The sequence below is a fragment of the Bacillus sp. CD3-5 genome, assembly GCF_006349665.1.
GTDB lineage: Bacteria > Bacillota > Bacilli > Bacillales > Bacillaceae_G > Bacillus_A > Bacillus_A paranthracis.
In genome coordinates this window covers 71,396-93,480 of the sequence record NZ_VEPX01000012.1, presented here as the reverse complement: position 1 = coordinate 93,480, position 22,085 = coordinate 71,396, and the positions used below count along the sequence as shown (strand labels likewise).

At 33.3% G+C, this 22,085-nt stretch carries 10 protein-coding genes; 5 read left to right on the top strand and 5 right to left on the bottom strand.

Going from position 1 to position 22,085, the window contains the following annotated elements; all coding sequences use genetic code 11:
• Nucleotide 1: 1 nt before the first annotated feature.
• From FH036_RS20685 to FH036_RS20665, 5 genes are all read right to left on the bottom strand, one after another.
• Complete coding sequence (locus tag FH036_RS20685; protein WP_180358389.1) at nucleotides 2–3,940, bottom strand: non-ribosomal peptide synthetase; 3,939 nt, start codon at nucleotides 3,938–3,940, stop codon at nucleotides 2–4.
• A gap of 17 nt (nucleotides 3,941–3,957) precedes the next feature.
• Nucleotides 3,958–12,123: a non-ribosomal peptide synthetase gene (locus FH036_RS20680; RefSeq protein WP_014481793.1), complete on the bottom strand. Its 8,166-nt coding sequence runs from the start codon at nucleotides 12,121–12,123 to the stop codon at nucleotides 3,958–3,960.
• 14 nt (nucleotides 12,124–12,137) lie between these two features.
• The gene (gene fabF, locus FH036_RS20675; RefSeq protein ID WP_000830327.1) at nucleotides 12,138–13,373 is read right to left on the bottom strand and encodes a beta-ketoacyl-ACP synthase II; all 1,236 of its coding nucleotides are present in this window, start codon (nucleotides 13,371–13,373) and stop codon (nucleotides 12,138–12,140) included.
• A gap of 383 nt (nucleotides 13,374–13,756) precedes the next feature.
• Complete coding sequence (locus tag FH036_RS20670) at nucleotides 13,757–15,307, bottom strand: NAD(P)-binding domain-containing protein (protein ID WP_139896186.1); 1,551 nt, start codon at nucleotides 15,305–15,307, stop codon at nucleotides 13,757–13,759.
• Nucleotides 15,308–15,366: 59 nt separating this feature from the next.
• On the bottom strand, nucleotides 15,367–16,629 hold the full coding sequence (locus FH036_RS20665) for a cation:proton antiporter domain-containing protein (protein ID WP_014481794.1): 1,263 nt from the start codon (nucleotides 16,627–16,629) through the stop codon (nucleotides 15,367–15,369).
• A gap of 161 nt (nucleotides 16,630–16,790) precedes the next feature.
• Between FH036_RS20665 and FH036_RS20660 the strand changes: the two genes are divergently transcribed.
• From FH036_RS20660 to FH036_RS20640, 5 genes are all read left to right on the top strand, one after another.
• Nucleotides 16,791–17,528, top strand: a complete 738-nt coding sequence (locus tag FH036_RS20660; RefSeq protein ID WP_180358388.1) for a 4'-phosphopantetheinyl transferase family protein — start codon at nucleotides 16,791–16,793, stop codon at nucleotides 17,526–17,528.
• Between the two features lie 100 nt (nucleotides 17,529–17,628).
• The gene (locus FH036_RS20655) at nucleotides 17,629–18,357 is read left to right on the top strand and encodes an ABC transporter ATP-binding protein (RefSeq protein WP_000589738.1); all 729 of its coding nucleotides are present in this window, start codon (nucleotides 17,629–17,631) and stop codon (nucleotides 18,355–18,357) included.
• Entirely contained in the window at nucleotides 18,317–20,791 is a 2,475-nt protein-coding gene (locus FH036_RS20650) for an ABC transporter permease (protein WP_000979727.1), read from the top strand. Before FH036_RS20655 ends, FH036_RS20650 begins: the two co-directional genes overlap by 41 nt.
• 12 nt (nucleotides 20,792–20,803) lie before the next feature.
• Nucleotides 20,804–21,307: a PadR family transcriptional regulator gene (locus FH036_RS20645; RefSeq protein ID WP_000111620.1), complete on the top strand. Its 504-nt coding sequence runs from the start codon at nucleotides 20,804–20,806 to the stop codon at nucleotides 21,305–21,307.
• 12 nt (nucleotides 21,308–21,319) lie between these two features.
• Nucleotides 21,320–21,973 (top strand): hypothetical protein, encoded by a 654-nt coding sequence (locus FH036_RS20640; protein ID WP_001009362.1) that lies wholly within the window; start codon nucleotides 21,320–21,322, stop codon nucleotides 21,971–21,973.
• The last annotated feature ends 112 nt before the right edge of the window (nucleotides 21,974–22,085 follow it).

Below are 22,085 nucleotides of genomic sequence, written 5' to 3'. Positions count from 1 at the left end.
TCTATCTCCCCTCTAAAATACTTGTAATTTTCTCACTTATATATTCAACTTGTGGAGATAGCATCAAATTATTATGATTTCCCTTAATAGGATAAATAGATACTTTTCCATTCGTTCTTTTTTTCCAAGATTCGACATCTACTAAATCATGAGAGGAATGCAAATCCCTTTCTTCACAATTTAACAAGGTTAGGTTTGATTGTATTGGTTCACTAAATTCATATTGGTCGCTTGCCATATTATTTGCTGCCATTACTTTTATAATTCGTTTTGCATCCTCTAGTTCTGCATTTTTTGGAAGTATCCCTCTCTCCTTTGCTGCTTCCAATACAATGTGATACTTTTCATTCTCATTTTTTTCATAAAATTCTTGAGGTTGGACTCCTAAACTATACGCCCAGACCGCTAACGAATCTTCACGTTCCACTCTTTTCGTAGATTGATCAAATGGATGTGCATCTATTAAACCAATAAATGAAACTTCTTCTCCTTTCTCCTCTAACAATCTAGCTATTTCTATAGCAACTGTTCCTCCCATAGACCACCCTGCTAAACGATACGGTCCTTTAGATTGAATTTTCAGTATACAATTCATGTAGAGCTTCGCCATCGAAACAATGCTTTTCAACGGTTCTCTGTTTGTTTCATATCCTCGTGATTGTATACCAAATATTCTCATATCATTGGCCATACATTTTGCTAATAGCACATAGCATAATGCACCACCACCACCCGGGTGAATAAGGAATAATGGAGCTTCTGAAGAACTTCCCTCTTTCAGAGGGAATATAAGAGCTTCATCATCGGGTGCATCTTTTATTTTTATATATTCAGATAACCCTTTTATTGTTTTGTGTTCAAATAAACAAGACAGTGGTAATTGAAGTCCTAATTTTTTTCGAATCGCCCCTATAACCTCAATAGCTTTTATACTGTGACCACCTAAGTCAAAAAAGTCATCATTTATTCCTATAGAACTTAAACTTAGTATCTCCTCCCAAATTGCTATCAATTGCTGTTCTAATACGTTTCTAGGTAGCGTTTTTTTCTGACTAATTAAATCATTTCTTCCAAACGGTAATTTTTTTTGATCAATTTTCCCATTTAACGTAATAGGAATTTCATTAATCCAACATATTACTTGTGGAATCATATAATGAGGTAACGTATTCTTAAGTCTATCCTTTACTTCATTTACCGATATATTTGTTCCCTCCGCTTGTATGATAAATGCAAATATTTTTTTCTCTCCGCCAGCCCCTTTTGCCATCACAACTGCGTTTTCAATCTCTGGTTGCTTTAATATCTGGCTCTTGATTTCATCTAATTCAATTCGAAATCCCCTTATCTTAACTTGAGAATCTCTCCTTGCAATAAAAATGAATTGCCCATTTGTTAACTGTTTAACTAGATCGCCAGTCCTATAATACAAATTAGTATTTCCGTTAATGTTAATAGAAATAAAACTTGATTCATTCAATTTATTTTCTTTTAGGTATCCTGGTGTTACACCTTTTCCACCTATTAGAAGTTCACCTATCCCCCCCCTAGGTACAGGCTGCAGATCAGCATTTAGAACAAGTAACTGATATCCGGGTAGTGGCAAACCAATAGGTGCAGAATTTTGATCACAGTTAGGTTCACTTATCCAATATGTGGAGGCCACTGTTGCTTCCGTTGGACCATACAGATTGATAAATGAAACTGTATGATCCATCTTTTCATGGAATAAGTTAACCAATTGATTACTAAGCGCTTCTCCACCTGTAAATACATAACGAAGTTTATTCTTTTCAGTGAATGAAGGAAAACTTAGTAATTTCTCTATTAGGCTATGAAACAATTGTGCTCTTGTCACAGATTCATTAATTATTAAATCAGCCAGATACTCAATATCAAATTGTTTATCGGGATGGGTAAGGATTAACGTACTTCCACCCAATAATGCGGAAAATATTTCTGTTACTGATGCATCAAAGCTATACGTAATATTCTGTAAAATCCTCTCGTTATCACACATAGGGAATACCTGGAGCATACCTCTAATATGATTAAGTAAAGAGGAATGTGTAATACCTATTCCTTTTGGCCTTCCTGTTGATCCAGAAGTATAGATAACATAAGCTAACTGTTCCTTTGGATCCTGATGCGGAACCCATTTAATTCCTTCTTTACTTCCATTTGTAAAGATTGCCTCCGAATGAAGAAACGTTACATTTACTAGCCCTTCTAATTCTATATCCTCCGTTATTACTAACTTAGTTCCGGAATCTCCTACAATAAATTTCATTCTTTCTTTAGGTAAAGCTGGATCAATTGGGAGATAGGCACAACCACATTTTAAAATACCTATTATTGTAGCTATTTGCTCTGGAGATCTCTTAAGACATATACCAATTATATCCCCAGATTGAACTCCTTGTTTTTGTAGCTCATTTGCAACTTGATTAGCTCGTTCATTCAATTCTCTATATGAAAGAGAGTATTGTGTACCTTTTATCGCTATCCTATCCCCATAATTACCCATTACCTTTTCGAACAAATGATGTACAAATTCATTCCCCTCTACTTTCCTGCTCTCTTCAATTACCAATGCACTATTCTCTTCTTTTGATAACATATTTATTGTGGAAATAGGCTCATCTGGTGATTCAAGGACTGTTTGAATACAAGATACATAGTTTTTAAAAATATTATCAATTGTTTCCCTATCAAAAAGATCAGTACTGTATTCAAACTCTCCAGTCATGTCATTACCTTCACAAGAAATATATAAAACTAAATCAAATTTTGAAGTACCGGTATTAATTTTTTCATGCTCTATTAATAATTGATGAGATAGCTTCTCTTGCTTACTTTCATGCAATGTGAAAAGCACCTGAAATATAGGGTGATAACTGTTATCACGTATAGGACTTACCTCTTGTACAATTTGTTCAAACGGCACCTCACTATTCTCATGAGCCTGAAGAAAGGATTCAACTGTATCCTTTAATAACATGCGAAAACTTTTATTAGATTGAATAACAGTTCTAATCGGTAAGGTGTTAACAAAAAAGCCTATTAATTCTTGTAATTGTTTATCATTTCTATGTGTAATAGGAGTTCCTACTACAATATCCTTTTGGCTTGAATATCTATATAACAACACATTTAGAACTGTTAGAAAAAACGTGTAATACGTGGTATTATTTGCTCTACAAAACCCCCGAATATCCTCAGACAAATTTTCAGGAAACTTAAATTTATAATTATCACCTTGATAAGAAGGTTGCTTAGGTCTAGGTCTATCTACTGGAAGATCTAAAATTGAAGGCGCATTTTCTAGATACCTCCTCCAAAAACCCATACTTTCTTCTAAATCCATCCCTTTAAAACTCTTCTTTTGCCAGACTGCATAATCTGCATACTGTAAAGGCAACTCTTCTAAATCCATATCTAGTCCTTTTTCGAAGTATGGATAGATTTTCAATATTTCCTTTTCTAATATATTAATAGACCATGCATCAAATATACTATGGTGTACATTAACAAAGAGATAATGATATTCTTCCTCTAATTGAATAAGCTTGAATTTTATTAGAGGTCCTTTTTCTAAATCGAATATTTCTGATGCAAGCTGCTTCAAGTATGGATCTAAAGGAGATTCCATCTTCTGATTAATTACTTTTAAATTAAATTCTGGAACATCTATTAAAATTTTTTGTAATATTTCTCCATCTCGTTCATAGAAAGTTGTGCGTAAGATTTCATGACGATTAATAATTGTTTGAAGCGTTTGTTCTAGTGCTTTTTTATTAAGTTCCCCCTTTATCTTAAAAATAAAGGGGATACCATAAGTAGTACTATTCGGAAAAAATTGTTCAAAAAACCACATTCGAGTTTGCCCATAGGAAGCGGGAAGCATGTATGCTTCCTTTTCGACTACCATTTTACTCATTTCATTCACTTCCTTCATTATTCTTTAATCCTATGTTTAACCCTCTCAACCCTCATAATTGCTATGTTTTTTTTCTTTTCGCTATTAAGCAAATAAGTCGCTAGCTCTTGAATGGTTGGATTTTCAAAAACTGTTCTTAAACTAATATCATAATTTAAACGCTCACGAATACTAGAAATCATTTTTACAATTAACAAAGAGTGTCCTCCTAATTCGAAGAAATTGTCTATATACTTAATATTTTTATTAATCAATAATTCTGACCAAATAGCCAAAAGCTCTTTCTCTAGAGGATGTGGAGTTCTTTCATTAAGCACCGTATCTCTCTCAACTACACATTTTATCAATTGCGACCGATCTATTTTCCCATTTTTAGTAACAGGAACTTTATCAATTTTGATAAAATGGCTAGGAATCATAGCTAATGGTAGCTCTCTCATTAACTCTCTACGCAATAAATTAAAATCGGCTTTATCTTTATCCTTAAATACTATATACGCATGGAGCCTTGTTTCCTGAGACTCTTGAACATCTAACACAATACATTGTTTTATATTTTTTTGTTTAAGGATTACAGCCATTATTTCATCTTTATTAATACGGACACCTCTTATTTTAATTTGTCCATCATTGCGTCCAATAATTTCAATTCCACCATCCAAACAAAATCTTCCCATATCACCTGTGCGATACAATTTGTCACCTGACAGTTTCGTAAAAGGATTTTCAAAAAATGCCTCCATTTTTTTATTAATATACCCTTTCGTACAATACGGTGTCCGAACGACAATTTCACCTGGTTCTCCAATCCCACAAAGTTTCCCTTTTTCATTTAAAATCAACAGCTGCGCTTGCTCAATTGGACGTCCAATCGGAATTACATCAAATGCTAATTCTTGTGTAATCTCAAAAAAGCATTTTGCAAGAGTTGTCTCCGTTTGCCCATAAAAATTACTGATTTGTGCACCCGTTACCTGCTGCCAATCCTGTACTAAATTCTTTTGCAATCGCTCTCCAGCAAAGAAAATATGACGCAAATCTTTTAGATATTCCTCTTTGGTTGAATGATCTAACCAAATTCTTGAAAGAGACGGAACTGCATGCAGTACTGTTATATTTTTTCTTTGTAACCATCCAAGAATATTCGCCTCATCCTCTATCGGGATAACAAGAGTTGCTCCACTTGTTAAAGGCAAAAATATATCTCTTAAATATACATCAAAAGCTACATGTGTTAATTGAGCGGCACGATCCTTCGAAGTTATTTGAAATTGTTTTCTTTGCCATTCTAAAAATTGCGCTAAACCATTATGCGTACCTAATATTCCCTTTGGTTCACCGGTCGTCCCTGATGTAAAGAAAATATATGCTTCTTCACTTGAAATTTCAGAAGGAATATTCATTTTCTGTTCTTTTATAGAGAAAGGTATTCTATCCGTTCTAAGTACCAATATTCCAAGCTTCTTAACAATTTCCTCATGTTCCATCGACATTGATTCAGTTGCTAAAATGCATTTCACTTTTGCTAACTCTAACATTTGCTTCATTCTCCGCTCGGGTACCTGATGATCAATGTTAAGAAAAATAGCATTTGCCCGAAGAACTCCTAAAATAGAGGTAATCATTTCAAAACTTCTTTTTCCATATACAGCTACCACTGTTCCAGCCTCTACACCCTTACTTACAAGTGTTTTTGTAATTTGGAAAGTTCTATGTTGTAAGTGGCCGTATGTATATTGACTATCCCCCTCTTCAACAGCTATATGATATGGCATCTTTAAAGCCCATTCCTCAATACTATCAGTAACATTCTCAAACTTTTCTTCCTTCAGTTTCTCTGTTGGATCTGGCAACACTTTTGTAGCATGGTGAGTAATCAAGGAAAACTCACTCAATGGACTTACCGAAATTTGTAATGTCTGTTCAAGAAGATAAATATACTGATTCAGTAACTCCTCCATTCTCTCATTGGAGAATCTATCATTTTGGAACGCTAAACTGATATTAAAATCTTCTAAAGTCTCTTCAATATAAAGTGTCATAAAGAATTTTGATTCAATGGAATCCACAAGAACTTCTTTCGCCTTCAAATCCCCTAATTTATATATTTTCTCTTCTTCAAAATTTCTATAATTTATTAAAACATCAAATAATGGATTTCTATTTAAGTTCCGATCTGGTTGAATTTCCTCAACAATTCTCTCAAATGAAACATCTTGATTCTCAAAGGCTTCCATAACATTCTTCTTTGTTTGCTGTAATAATTCCAAGTATGTTACCTCATCCTTAATATCCGTTTTCAGTGGTAACGTATTTAAATAAAGACCAACTGAATTTGAGAGTTCTTCTAATTTCCGATTTATAACTGGAGTTCCTACAATTACTTCCTTTTGCCCCGATACCTTACTCAATAACATATTAAATACAGTCAAAAAGCACATAAATGATGTTACCTTTTGTTCTTTACTAAATGACCTAATTCTCTTTGAAGTTTTTTTGTCAAGCACTTTATGAATTGTATAATTACCCTGCTTATAATTATTTACTTTTCTATCTTTTGGTAATTGCAGCAAAGGAATTGGACCCCTAAATTTTTCCTTCCAGTATAAAACCTGCTTTTTATAATTCAATTCTTGACTCTGCTGTCTTTGCCACACAGCATAATCGGGATATTGAATAGGCGCTTCCATTAACAAATCTAATTTACCCATATACAGCTGAAGAAGTTCTTCTTTTAAAACTGTTAGTGACCATCCATCACAAATGATATGGTGAAATACTAAAATTAATGTATCCTCTGTAACACCTCTCACTAATACACCCCTCACTAGAGGCCCGTGTGATAAATTAAAAGGTTTTTGCAGTTCTTCTTGAATAATCCCTTGTGAATTATTTCCTTTAAAATGTTTTATTTGCAAGGGAATGTTACCTTTAGATAATACTTTTTGATAAGGAATACCCTCTTCTTCAATAAATATAGTTCTCAAAGATTCATGTCTAGATATAAGTTGATTAATACAATTATTTAACCTTTTCTCATCTATTAACCCACTAAAATTTAATACAAGAGGCATATTGTATTTAGTATCATCATTTAATTGATTTAAAAACCATATTCGCTTTTGAGCGTCTGACAAAGGAATGTTTTTATTTCGATCAATCTTATCAATAAATTTTTCAATCGCAACTTCCCCTTTTCCCTCTTGAATATTATTACTGATTCCTTCTATTGTAGGATTCTCAAATAATAACTTAACCTGCATATTAGTTTGAAACTCTTTATTAATGTCCGCTGTAATTTGTACAGCAAGTAGCGAATGCCCTCCAAGTTCAAAGAAGTTGTCCTGAATACCAATACGTTCTACTCCTAATCTTCTATTCCAAATTGACACCAATTTTTTCTCAACGTGAGTTCTTGGCATTACATATTGAGAGTTGATTATTAAATGTTCTTGTAAAGGATCTGGGAGTTTATTTCGTTCAATTTTTCCATTTGCATTAAGTGGAAAATTTTCCATCTCTATATAGTAGCTTGGCACCATATAATCCGGTAGAACTTGTTGTAACTCTCGCTTTATAATCCAGGAATCCTGATTCCCCTGTTCACTTGTGTAATATGCAACTAAATGTTCAATATCATCATCCGTCTTCCTTACTACTGCTTCCTTTATCCCCTTCAACATTCTCAAGTTATTTTCAATTTCACCAAGTTCAACCCGCATCCCTCTTAATTTGATTTGATTATCCTCTCGACCAACGAACATAATATTTCCATCAGGTTGCAAATATCCTCTATCTCCTGTTCGATACATAGACTCTCCTGGATAAAAAGGATCTGAAATAAAGGCCTCCGCTGTTCTTTCGGGATTATTCAAATATCCTCTTGCTAAACCTATGCCTGCAATGTATAAATCACCAATAGTTCCACAAGGAACAGGTCTCAAATAGCAGTCAAGTACATAAACACGATTATTATCAATTGGTTGACCTACTGATACAACCTCTGGCAATTGATCATAAACTGGCTGACAATCAAAACAAGTAGAATCAATAGATACCTCTGTTGCGCCCCATGAATTAAATAGACTCCCTGGCATTTTTTCATAGAAAGTATTAACAAGCTCCGTCTTTAAAGCCTCACCGCTTGAAACAACTACTCTTAAATTAGATAACAATTTTTTTTGTTCTGGTTTAATCAACTCCAAAACCATTTCCAACATACTCGGAACAAATTGTAATACTGAAGTCTTATAATGAATCGCATAGTTTATTATGCTATTAGGGTCTTTATGAGCACCCTTAGGAATGAGTGCAATAGTTCCACCGACCATCAACGGCCAAAAGAATTCTACTGCAGCATCGTCAAATGTCAAAGTAGTCTTTTGTAAAACGACCTCTTTCTCATTTAAACGATGCTTATTTTGCATCCAATTCATTCTATTTACCCAACCCTTATGTGTACTACTAACTCCTTTTGGCTTCCCTGTAGACCCCGATGTATAGTAAACTGATACAAGGTTATCTGTCTTTAACGCAACTGGTGGCTTATCACCCGGATAACAGTTAAATTTCTCTTCTTCTAAAGAAAATTCTACGTATTCGATATCCTTGCGTTGTAAAGTAACTTCTGAATTCTGCGTCAAACATAATGATGTAGAAGCATCATTGAGTATAGAATACACACGGTTTTCCGGAAGTTCCGTATCAATTGGAAGATATGCTCCACCCGCTTTTAGAATTCCTAATATTGCTACAACGAGTTCTAAAGATCGATCAATTCTTAACCCAACTGGTTTATCTGGAGCAATCCCTTTATCGATAAGAAAATGTGCCAATTTATTAGATTTTTCATCTAACTCCCTATATGTTAGTTGTTGCCCTTCATACTTTACTGCAATATATTCAGGTGTACGACTTACTTGTTGCTCAAAAAGTTCATGCAAACAAACATCTGGAAAATTGTTCTGATCTGGATTTAACCCTTTTATTAAAAATTCTTCTTCCTGTTTAGTAAGTAACGCAAGCTCCTCTACAGGTAGATTAAAATTATTGACTACGGCAGATAGTATATTTAAAAAGACATTTGTAAAACATTCGATTGCTTCCTCACTGAAGACAGCAGTTCTATATTCCCATTTCCCGTAATAACCATCACTGTCCCTCTCAATAAATAAAGTTAAATCAAATTTAGCTGTTCCATTATGAATAGGTACTGGATTACTAATATCTAAATTATGAATGTCCACTGATGATACAGGAAATTCCTGAAAAGCAAACATATATTGAAATAATGGCATTTGATTTATAGACCGTTGAGGCTGAATCTCTTCTACAACCTTTTCAAACGGCACATTACTATTAGAAAATGCTTCGATTGATGATTTTCTAACACCTTTTAATACATCTTCAAATGACATACCTTCTTCAATTGTATCGCGAATAACTAATGTATTAACAAAGAAGCCTATTAACTCCTCTAATTTCGAATGATTACGACCAGCGACAGGTGTTCCTACAGCCAATTCATTCTCAGATGAAAGACGATATAAGAAAATTTTATATATAGAAAGCATGGCCATGAATAATGTACTGCCCTGCCTCTTACAAAATCTATCCAATTGACCTATTAATTGATTTGATAGTTTAAACACCTTTATATTCCCTTTATGATTATCAAATGGGACTTTCTTCTGATCTGCAGTTAACTGAACAATAGGTACCTCAGCGGATAACTTCTCCTTCCAATAGGCCAACTGTTTTTTGTATAACCCACTATTTTCCGATCTATTCTGCCATTTTACATAATCAATATATTGAATTCCCTCTTCTTCCCTAATAGCTTTCGATTTACATATTTTTTTGTAATTTTCCAATATTTTATCCCTTAACAAGTTATGCGACCATCCATCTGAGATAATATGATGCATATTGAAATATAAAATATAACGATTTTCATTAATTTTAAATAATTTGAAACGATATAATGCCTCTGTCTCAAGATTAAAAGGGATACTAGCATCCTCTTGCATTTCTTTCATTGCTTCTTTCTTTCCGTTCTCTTCTCCATATAGAGAAAAGTCACTAATATCCAAAATAAGCTCCTTATGAGGGTTAATTTTCTGATATGGTACACCTTCCCTTGAAAAAAAGTTACTCCTTAAAATCGATTGATGCTCTATTATCTGATTTAAACTTTTTTCCAAACTTGAAACATGTAAATCTCCCTCAATCTCCATATAATTAGGTAAACTATATAAAGAACTTAAACCTTCTAGCTCATTAATAAACCACAATCTTTTTTGTGAATATGACAGGTCCATCTGAATATTAGATGAAGTATTCGCAACTAATTCTATATGCTCTGAATCGAATTTTCCCCCTTCAATAAATTCACTAATCTTACGAACTGTTTGATATTCAAATACATGTTGTAAATTTATAGAAACATTTAATTCTTCCTTTACCCGCGCCACAAATCTTGCAGCAAATAAAGAATTCCCTCCTATATTAATAAATGCTTCATTAAGACCTACCTGCTCTAAGTTAAGAAATTCCATCCACAAATTAGCTATATATTTTTCTGTATCAGTTACAGGCTTTTCACTTTCTTCAATAACTCTTAGAATTTTTGGATTCGGTAGCTGACTTCTATTTATTTTTCCATTTAAAGATAAGGGTAGGGTTTCTAGTTTCACAAAAAATGAAGGAACCATATATTCAGGAAGTAAATTCCCAATCTCTATTCTCGTCGCCTCTTCATCCCAATTCTCCCCTTTAACTAGTGTTATATAGGCTGTTAAATATGTATGATCCTTTTCATAAAATGCAGATACAATACACTGTTTAATATGAGGGAAACTTTCAATAACGGATTCAATTTCTCCCAATTCAACTCTTATACCACGAATTTTAACTTGGAAATCACTTCTTCCTACATACTCGATTACACCATCTCGACGAAATCTACAAATATCACCTGTTCTATATAACCTTTCTCCATCTTTAAATGGATTTCCAACAAATTTTTCCTCTGTCAATTTAGGATTTTTATAGTATCCTCTCGCAACACCTATTCCACCAATATATAGCTCACCATTAACCCCTGCTTCTTCAATGGGTTTCTGATTTTCATCTAGTATATAAAGTTGTATATTACTAATGGGGTTTCCAATTGGTACTACATTCGCAACTTCTTGTCCATTGCATTTCCAATAAGAAACATCAATAGCTGCTTCAGTTGGTCCATATAGATTATAAAGCTCTACTTTTTCCATTTTTCCAAAGAACATTTTTTCCATTGACTTAGGTAGCGCTTCTCCACTACAGATTACCCTCTTTAAAGATGTTTTTTCTTGTTTTGAACAAGCATCTAAAAAGATTTGTAACATAGAGGGTACAAAATGAACCGTTGTAATTTGATATTCCTCAATTACTTTCAAAAGGTATTTTGGATCTTTATGCTTATCTGGCTTTGCCATTACTAGGGTTGCCCCAGAAAGCAACGGCCAAAAGAATTCCCATACCGAAACATCAAAACTATATGGAGTTTTTTGTAAAACACGATCCATTTCTCCTAAATTAAATTCTTGCTGCATCCATTGAAGACGATTATTTAGAGCTGCATGTGTATTCATTACACCTTTAGGCTTACCAGTCGAACCAGATGTATAAATAATATACATTAGATTTTCTGATTTAACTGGTACATTAGGATTAACTTTAGCTTCAACTTCTAATTCTTTACATGCATCCAAATAAATACATTTTTCTTGATCGAGAGATGATATAAACAATCCATTTTTATCTTTTGTCGAGATAATAAATGCTGGACTAGAATTACCAAGCATATAATCCAATCTTTGCTTCGGGTACGATGGATCCAAAGGTACATACGCACCACCAGCCTTTAAAATTCCTAATAATGTAACTACTAAGTCTATAGAACGTTCCATGCAAACCCCAACCGGGTCTTCTATTTCTAAACCTTTTCGAATTAAAAGGTTCGCTAATTGATTTGCTCTTTCATTTAGTTGTTTATAAGAAAGCTTTTTCCCTTCAAACATAACTGCTATTTTGTCAGCTGTTAATTCAACCTGTTTTTCTATTAACTCATGGATACATAAATCCATATTTAAAAATCTTTCCAGGTTATCCTCTCTATACCCCTTCTTCATTTTACCCATTTCCCTCCTTTAGTTTATTTATTATATTTTTTTGCAACAAGGCAAGTGTTATGTCCACCAAATCCAAATGAATTGCTCATTACCGCACTAACCTTTTGTACTTGTGCCACATTAGGTACATAGTTCAAATCCATTCCCTCATCCTGTTCCTTATAATTAATCGTGGGAGGAACAACATGCTCTTTTAAAGCTAAAATACTTGCAATTAGCTCTACTGCTCCAGCACCTCCAAGCAGATGACCAGTCATAGATTTGATAGAACTAACTGGAATTGATTTAGCCTTTTCCCCCATCATTTTTTTTATTGCCATTGTTTCACAATAATCATTAAGTCTAGTACTTGTTCCATGAGCATTGATATAGTCTAAATCATTTGGCATCAAACCAGCTTCTTTTAAAGCCAATTTCATTGCCATGAACATGCCTTTACCATCTGGTGTAGTGATATGATAGGCGTCCGTTGTCGCTCCATATCCAGATAATTCAGCTAGTATATTTGCCCCTCTTTCCCTTGCAAATTCTTCTGATTCTAGAACTAAAACCCCACCACCTGTACCAATTACAAAACCATCTCTATTTTTATCAAAAGGTCGGCTTGCTTCTTGAGGAGAATTGTTCCTAGTAGAAAGCACCCTTATTTTAGAAAAAGAAGCTACATCAATCTGAGTAAAATCCCCTTCTACTCCCCCAACAATCATGATATCTGCCTCGTCATGCTGTATAGCACGCATTCCTTCACCAATACAATTAGCTGCAGTTGCACAAGCAGTTACAAATGCTCCACTCTTTGCCTTTGCGCCTATACGAATAGCAATTTCATTCGATAAACTGTTAATTAAAATTCCAGAGGCTACATAAGCACTTATAGCTCTAGGTCCTTTTTCCAAAAGTTTCTTGTGATTATTCAGGAGCATATTCATGCCACCTGCTCCTGAACCTACCATAGTTCCAATTCGGTATGGATCAATTTTATCTATATTTAATTTAGCTTCCTCAATCGCCTGCCTTGCGGCCACTATTCCATATTGTGTAAATTTATCCATACGATTGATTTCCTTAGAGTTAAAATAAATGTTAGGATCAAATCCTTTCACCTCAGCACCTATTTTAGTTATATAACCTTCTGTATCAAAAGAACTTATATAACCTACTCCACTTACACCCTGCAGCAAATTATCCCAAAAAGATTTCACATCATTCCCAATAGGTGTAACAACTCCCATACCAGTTACCACTACACGTCTTTTCACAGCAATCTCCTTTTACTTTCAAATTTACTATTATTCTACAAATTTATAGATATAACTACATCCGTATTTTCCGCAACCTTAAAAAATAAAAAACTATAAATAGCAGACTCTAACATAAATTAAACATTCCCCTATAAATCTTGGCGCCATAGTAAAATTTCAGAAGCATATAAGGCAGCCCTCACACAAAGAGGACTACCTTAATTATGTTCATATTTACCTCGACTTCTTATACTAAAAAAAGAATAGACTATAACCATAAAAGGTTATTCCGACATACAATTCTAATTTTCCAGAAAAAACAAACCAATAATAAATAATTAATATAAATTAATTTAACATTTTTATACCTTCTACTTATCAAAAATACAACTCGTTCAATTCTACTTACTTATTGCACTTGCTCCTTCTATTTGATTAATAATTCCTTCAAGAAAAGGAGCATATTTGTCTTTATCAAAACGAGATTCTAAATGTTCTTCTAAATGATTTTCTTTAATATCCTCTTCTATCTTCACATGAATAACAGGGTGAATATGAACACTTTCGGCAGCATCTCCTGGAACACGCGGTATATTCAAAACATCATGAAATTCATGAATATCACCATATTCAAGGGTTACAAACACAAGTGACTCCCCTTCTTTCACTTTCATCTCTTTGAATTCATATGATGTACGATGCCCCAGATTATTCCACTCATCATTCTTTTTTCTTAATAAAAGACCCACTAAAGCTGGTTGAAGCCAAAGCTCCCCTGAATTATTTAATTCATCCAAAATCAAATCCACTACACAGCCTTCCACAGAATTAGCTTCTCTCTCCACCATTCCTAACTTTTCAGCTATGTGGTGAGCAAGAATCTTTGAATTATAACGGAAGCCATGAATAAAGCCACTTGTAGATGTACTTTTATAATCTAAACCATGTGTTTGCGCCCCCGCAAAGTATAAATTTTTAACTTCAGTAGATTCAAACACTCCTGTAATAGAAGGAAATTTATTGTGAATGATATTAATATCAAAATCGTGAATAAGCAACTCCACATTTGCTTCAAAACCAGTTGCAGCAATAATTTCATTAAAAAACAGCGTCTCAACCTCTCCTTTGGCATGTACGTATGCTACAGTAACTTCAAACCCGCTCTCAACTTTCTCAATATTCTCAATTTTACAATCAAGAAGAGCCGCCTGATGTTTTAATTGATAATTCTCTGCAATAATAGAGTTAACAGCCCGTAGATTGCCAACATAATGTGTTTGATAAGCTAATTTAGCTGGCGTAGGACTGGCTAACATAATAACATTTGCTTCATTTAAGATGTCTAACGCACTTTCACTCCCACTATTCCCTTTTCCAATGATCATTACTCTTTTATCTCGGTAATATTCTTTCGGTTTCATGTCTTCATACATCGTGACCATTTCAATACCTTTAATCTTGGGCTTACTTGGTTTTAGTCCTGTCGCTACAACCACTATCCGTCCTAAAAACACTCCTTTTGTTGTTTCCACTTCAAATAAATCGTCTTCGTTCTTTTTTGTCCCTATCCATTTCGTACTATATTGAACTGGTAACTCATACTTACATACTAGATCACCTAACATTTGAACAACACTTTCTCGACGTGGATAAAAATCCTTACTATAATTACGCATTAGAATATCTTTATCTTTTGTAACTAAGCTATTCCAATCAAATCTCTCTGCATACCGACTCTTGTAAGACTTTCCTGAATATAATTTATTATTACTAATTAAATTACCATGGACCGGGAATTTACTAAATGAATGTCCCACCTCATGAGAAGCCTCAAGAATTACCATGTTAGGCTCTTTTCCCTGTTCCCTACATAATTCTTTATAAGTTAATGCTAATTGTATACCACCAGGTCCTCCACCAATAATTATTACATCATGAATAAATTTCTCCATTTCTAAATCCCCCTATATGTTTTGAAATAAATTTTAAATAGCAACAAACAAGTAAAAAATCAACTAACTCTCAATTCTTTATTTTTCACTTTCACTTTTTTCTTTAATGAAAAAGAAAGATTATATACTGGCATCGCCAGGGCTGTTGTAATAATAGCCATCCAGACCAGCAAAGAAAATAATTCCTGAGAAATTATTCCATAAGCAAGTCCTACATTTAAAACAATCAATTCCATTAATCCTCTTGCATTCATAAGGGAACCGATGGCAGAAGATTCTCTCCATCCAAACCCCATTCTTTTCATTACTAAAAGACAAGCGAAATATTTACTAGCAACAGCAATTGACAAGATAGCAAGAAAGGCGACAAAAAGAGAGTAATTTAAAGTTGCAAAACTTGTATTAATTCCAGAATAAGTAAAGAAAATAGGAACTAGAAATACTACAACTATATCCTCTAATTTAGAACGAAGCTCTCTTTGGAAATTGGGATTTTTCGGCATAACAAGCCCCAACATAAAACCACCAAATACTGAATATACCCCGATGTAGTCCGTTACAGCCGCAGCACTTAATACAAGAGCAATGATAACTCCTAAATGACCTTGTGATAAATTCCCTCTTTCTTCAACAAGGTTTCCAAACTTATTCATTAACGGTTTAATAACAGTTAACAATACTAGCATAAAAACTAGCGCCCCTCCTGCAGCAATCAAGCCACCTCTAACTGAATTAGTCGTCACTAAAGCAGTTACAATAGCCAATGCAATCCAACCAAGTGCATCAATAATGCTAGCAGCTAACAAGGTAATGTTAGCAATTTTTGAATTCATTAGTTTTCTCTCTTGAAAAATTCTAGCTAACATTGGAAATGCCGTCATAGAAATAGCAATCGCGAGAAACAAACTAAAATGTAGCCAGTTACTTTCCTTGGAAAATTGATTGTGTAATAATAGGGCCAGAAAAATACCAGATACAAAAGGAGTAATAAACCCAGCTGATGCTAAAGCAACTGAATTTTTATAAAAACGCTTGTCAAATTCTCCAAAGTTAAGCTCCGTCCCAACTAAAAACATATAAAGAGCTAGACCTAGATTACTAAGCATATACAATACCATTTTAATGTCAGCTGAGAATAGCACTGCATGTAAATCTGGTACAAGGGCTCCAAACAAAGTCGGTCCTAATAAAACTCCCGCTATCATCTCCCCTAAAACACGTGGCTGACCAACACGCAAACATAAATATCCTATAAACCGCGATACTGCAATAATTATTACTAGTACAACAAGTAGTGTTACAAACAAATGTAAATCCTTCAAATATTAAATCCTCCTTTATTCTTATGTACTTACTCAACAAAATTGTAATATTTCTCAACATTCTACACATCCGTATAAAGCGCAAGAAATCCATAACTGTATTGACTCCTATATATTTTTTCAATACGTTAAAAGAAAACAATCTTAAAAGGAGAGATAAAATGATTATACTTAATGATTACTTGAAAAATGTTCCAGTTTTATCCAAAACTAATGCTCATATTTGGTTATTGGAATTGGATAAATCTTCCTATCCGTTAAATAGTATCCTTTCAGAAGATGAAAAAATCCGAGCAAACCAATTTATAAATCAAAAGTCCAAACAGACTTTTATTGCTTGTCGTGGTATTTTACGTACTTTATTAGGTATATACCTTAAGATAGACCCACAAGAAATTAAACTAGAATATAATTCATATGGTAAGCCGTACGTATCTTCTTTACAAAACTATCAAGATATAAATTTTAGTCTCTCACACTCTCAAGATATTGCCGCTTTCTCTTTCTCTCAATATCAAACTATCGGTATTGATATTGAGAATATAAATTCTGATTTCAATCCTAACGAACTTAGTCCCCATATTATGACTAATACAGAATTAAAAAATTTTCATAAACTCAGCCAATCAGAAAAAGTCCATGCATTTTATCATCTTTGGACTCAAAAAGAAGCCATTGTTAAAGCAAAAGGAACCGGTTTTCAAAAAGCCCCAAATAAAATTTCAGGTTATTTAACACCAGACATTAATTTGAATAATTTTCATATTGAAGATTGGAGACTCAATAGCTTTATTGTTAAAAATAATTACTCCACATGTATTTGCACAAAAAACAACATATTTTTTCACCCTATTCAACTCCCGACTATTGCATCTTTATATTCAGCTCCCCAAAAATAAAAATAATTTTCATTTTTTTTTGACATCTTCTATTTACTTAGTATATACTCGGTATACACTTAGTATATACTGAGTATATACAATGAATAGGAGGTACTTTATGATTAAAGGGCAGAATATAAATAAAAATTATCTTCTTGGAGAATCGATCTTTCCTGTACTACGTGATATCAATTTAGAGATTCCTAAAGGGGAATTTATAGCAATAATGGGGCCATCTGGTTCTGGAAAAAGCACATTACTAAATTTACTTGGTGGTCTTGATACACCTGACGAAGGAGATATTTTTATCGATGGAAATACCATAAATAAATTAAACGAAAGAAAGCGTACATTATTTAGAAGAAAAAATGTAGGGTTCATATTTCAGAATTATCAATTATTACCTAACATGACTGTTACAGAAAACATCGCTTTCCCTATGCAGGCTGCTCATTTAAATAAAAATACCATTAATGAAAGAATTTCCTTTCTTATTCAAGCCGTAAAACTGGAAGGAAAAGAGAATAATTTCCCTTCTCAGCTAAGCGGTGGCCAACAACAACGTGTATCAATTGCAAGAGCACTGTCAATGCAGCCTAAGTTGATTTTAGCTGATGAACCAACAGGAAATTTAGACCGGAAAACTGGTACTGAAGTCTTACAATTATTATCCTCTCTACATCGTAACGAAGGATTGACAATCGTTATGGTTACTCACGACATATTAGCTGCAAGTTATGCAGATCGTATTATTCTACTAAGGGACGGAATAATTGAATCAGATATAAAAACGGAGGGCGATACCGATGATGTTATGGCGAGTGTCTTATCGAAGCTTAATACGTAAAAAACTAAGAGCACTTATCACGATCATGGCAATTATCATTGGAATTTCTACCATGTTTGCAGTAATTAGTACTGTAGAAACGGCTAAAGAAATAACAAATAAACGTCTACAACTCTATACAGGAAACGCAGATTATACTATTTCATCTAGTAAGCACCTATTTTCCAAAGACATATTAAATATTGCAGAACGAGAAAAAGGAGTACATAGTGCAACAGCTGTACTTCACAAGCAAGCTAGCTTTAATCTAAAAGAAGATCGAAGTTTTACTCAAACCAGAATTCGTGTTACAGGTCTTTCTTCTTTTCAAAATGAATTGCTTTCTCTTAAAGTAATTCATGGTAATTTAAATAATAAAGGAATCATTATTCCAATGAAAACAGCTGAAATTTGGGGCGTGAATGTGCAAGATACTATTACACTAAATCTTCCGTCTGGGAAAAAGCTAGTCACAATTGCTGCTATTGTTGAAAACACTCCTTTATTAGAAGGACCAAATAATTGGAAGGAAGCAAGTGATAAGAGTTGGCGAGCACTATCTTCATTAACTACTGTTCAATCATGGTTTCAACTTCCTAACGAAATACAAGAAATAAGACTAAAATTACAATCCACCTCAGATTCTCAATCAGTTGTAACATCTTTAAAAGATAACATTACTGATCCTTTTATATCAGTACAAAAGGTTATTCTAGATGAAAAACAAACTAATCAGTTAGATGATTTATATTTTATGCTTTATGCAATCGGTGGATTAGCAATGTTTATTAGCTCCTTTATTCTTTATAATACTTTGTATGTTAACATCGTAGAGAGAAAGAATGAAATTGCCATTATGAAAACAATTGGTTATACTCCTTTTCAAATCAAGCAGTTCTTCCTTATGGAAGTAATTATGCTAGCCGGAATAAGCTTAATATTTGGGGTTCCACTCGGATTTGGTTTGGCTACTATCTTACAGGGGACATTATTCAATTCATTTCAAGAAAATATGGCATATACAATCCAATATCAATTTGCTTTACCCGCAACACTATTCCTGGGAATCCTTATACCTATACTAGCTTCTATTATTCCAGTAACATATGCGAGTAAAGTTAATATAATTGCTACCTTGAAAAATGTGCCTTCTGTACAAGTAAAAAATAGTAAGCTGCGTGCTATCACTGGAATTGTTTCAACCTTAGGTATCTTCATTAATCATATTAGTTCAATATTATTCTTGTTTATAGGAATTATATTGCTGTTTCCCTTTTTAATGAGGCTAATTACAAACTTATTGGGTAAGATAAAAATTTTAGGTTATGAAGGGAAAGTGGCAAGTAACAATACTTTACTCACATTAAAACGATCAGCTAATATGTCGGCTATTTTAGCTTTAGCTATCTGCTTAGGGCTACTAGTTTCTTCTATCTTCACTTCCTTAGAAAAAAATTTAAGTGAAGACGTAACTCGTTCTTTTGGTGGCAACCTACAATTTTCAACAGAAACTCCTATTACTAATATATTGCCACAAATCCAAAGGATAGAAGGTGTAAAACAGGTTATCTCTTATAAAGAAAAAGAAGTAATTTGGAAATCTAAAAAAGAGACTCGTAATTTCACTGTTATTAGTACAGATTTAAATTGGTATAAACAAAACCCCTTATTTTATGATCCAAATCATAAAGAAAAAGAACTATTAAAAAAGCTAGCTAAAAATACAAATGGAATTTTGTTAGGTGATTATGCATTTAAAGAATGGGGAGGATCCATAGGAGAAACTATTACTATCTTGCAAGATAATAATACTACAAAGGAACTACAAGTGGTTGGGAAAGTCAGCTCTTCAGTATACGGTGGTTATACAGCTTTCATGGAGAAAGAAAACTTTGATACTCACTTCCATGGGATAGAGGCTTATAAAGGACTTATACTAACTACCAATAATAAGAATGAGGCTTACGTAAAACAGAACATTCTAAAATCATTCCAGAATGAACTCTCTGAAATTCGAACTTTACATGAAGAAATTGAAAAACAAAAACGGGCTCTACCAGGTGTAAAATCTTTATTTAACGGTTTACTTATTATTACCATCATCGTTTCTGGGATTGGAATTTTAAATGCTTTAATTATCAATGTAATAGATCGCACACGAGAAATTGCTATTATGAGAGCAGTTGCCTTTACAACTACCCAAGTGTATAAAATGATTATATACGAAGGCCTTATTATAGGAATAAACGGTGTAATTATAGGGGGCATCCTAGGAATTCTTACTATATACTTAAACACTTCACTTGCGTCTGATCCTTTAATTGAATTTTCCATGTCACTTCCTACCTTAGTAACTACAATTATTTTCGGTATTCTCGTTAGCTGTCTGTCCGCTATTATACCGGCTTACAAGGCAGCGAATACTAAACTTGATAGAGCACTAAAAGAAGATTAGTGGTGAATAAATATGTCAGTAAAACATGCGATATTAACATTGTTATCTCAATCCCCTCGACATCGTTATGATTTGAAAGTCTCTTTTGATACGATGGTTTACAAACAATGGGAACTAAATACTGGACAAATCTATACAACAATAGATCGACTAATTAGGGATGGATTTGTAGAAGAGATATACGAAGAAAGTGAATCTGATTTAAAAACTTATAAAATTACTAAAAGCGGGGAAGAGGAACTTCACAACTGGCTTCTCTTCCCTGTAGAAACGTCGATCCTAAAAGACGAATTTTACTTTAAGTTATTATGCGCAAAAAGATTACACTACTCTCAACTATCCAGTATGATTAGACAACAAAAAGAATCTATTATCAAAACAATATTACAACTTCAAAGATTACGGCTCAATATTGATTCTACTAAAGAAAGTGAAGGGATGTCATTCCTAATTGAAGGGAAACTTCTTCATTTAGAGGCTGATTTAAAATGGCTAGATATGTTTCAAAAAGATTAAGGAGGATCAAAAATGAATTTTATTCTAGAAAATAAATGGACATTTCTCATTATGGCTGAGGCTATATTCTGGATTTCTATTATATGCTTCTTATTACTACGTTATTGGTTTGAATTTAAAAAATTAAGTATCGCATTCTTCATACTATTTATTGTAAATGATTTATGGATTGCTACTATGGGGTTTTTTGATTATTTAAACACAGGTAAATTTTCCAATTATCAACTTATCATAGTAATAATTATTGTATATGCACTCACTTATGGAAAAACTGACTTTAGAAAACTCGATGCTTTTATTCAAAAAAAGGTTGCAAAATGGAAAGGAAATCCTATACCTGAACTTCCGAATGTTAAAAAACTATCCGGAAAAGAGCATGCAAAAATGGAACGAAAACACTTTTCCATCCATTTACTTATTTATATAGTAGCTCACGTTGTACTAGTTTCCATATTCGGACTATCTGATCAGCTCACCGATATTCATAGTATATGGAATACACTAGTAACTTGGTTTGAAGAAAAGCAGCCACATTTCCCATCTAATAACATCGCTTTTAATAATTTAAGTAGGGTTTGGTCACTTATACTAGCTATAGACGCAGTAATCTCTCTATCTTATACATTCTTTCCTAAAAAAGGGACATCAAAAAATACTTCTTATTAAATATAGAAAGTATTTGCACTACTAAAACACTTTTTGTAATTGTTAACCCCCCCCTTTTAAAATACTTAGTATTTTAAAAGGGGGGGTTATAGCAAAAAATCAACTTAATGCA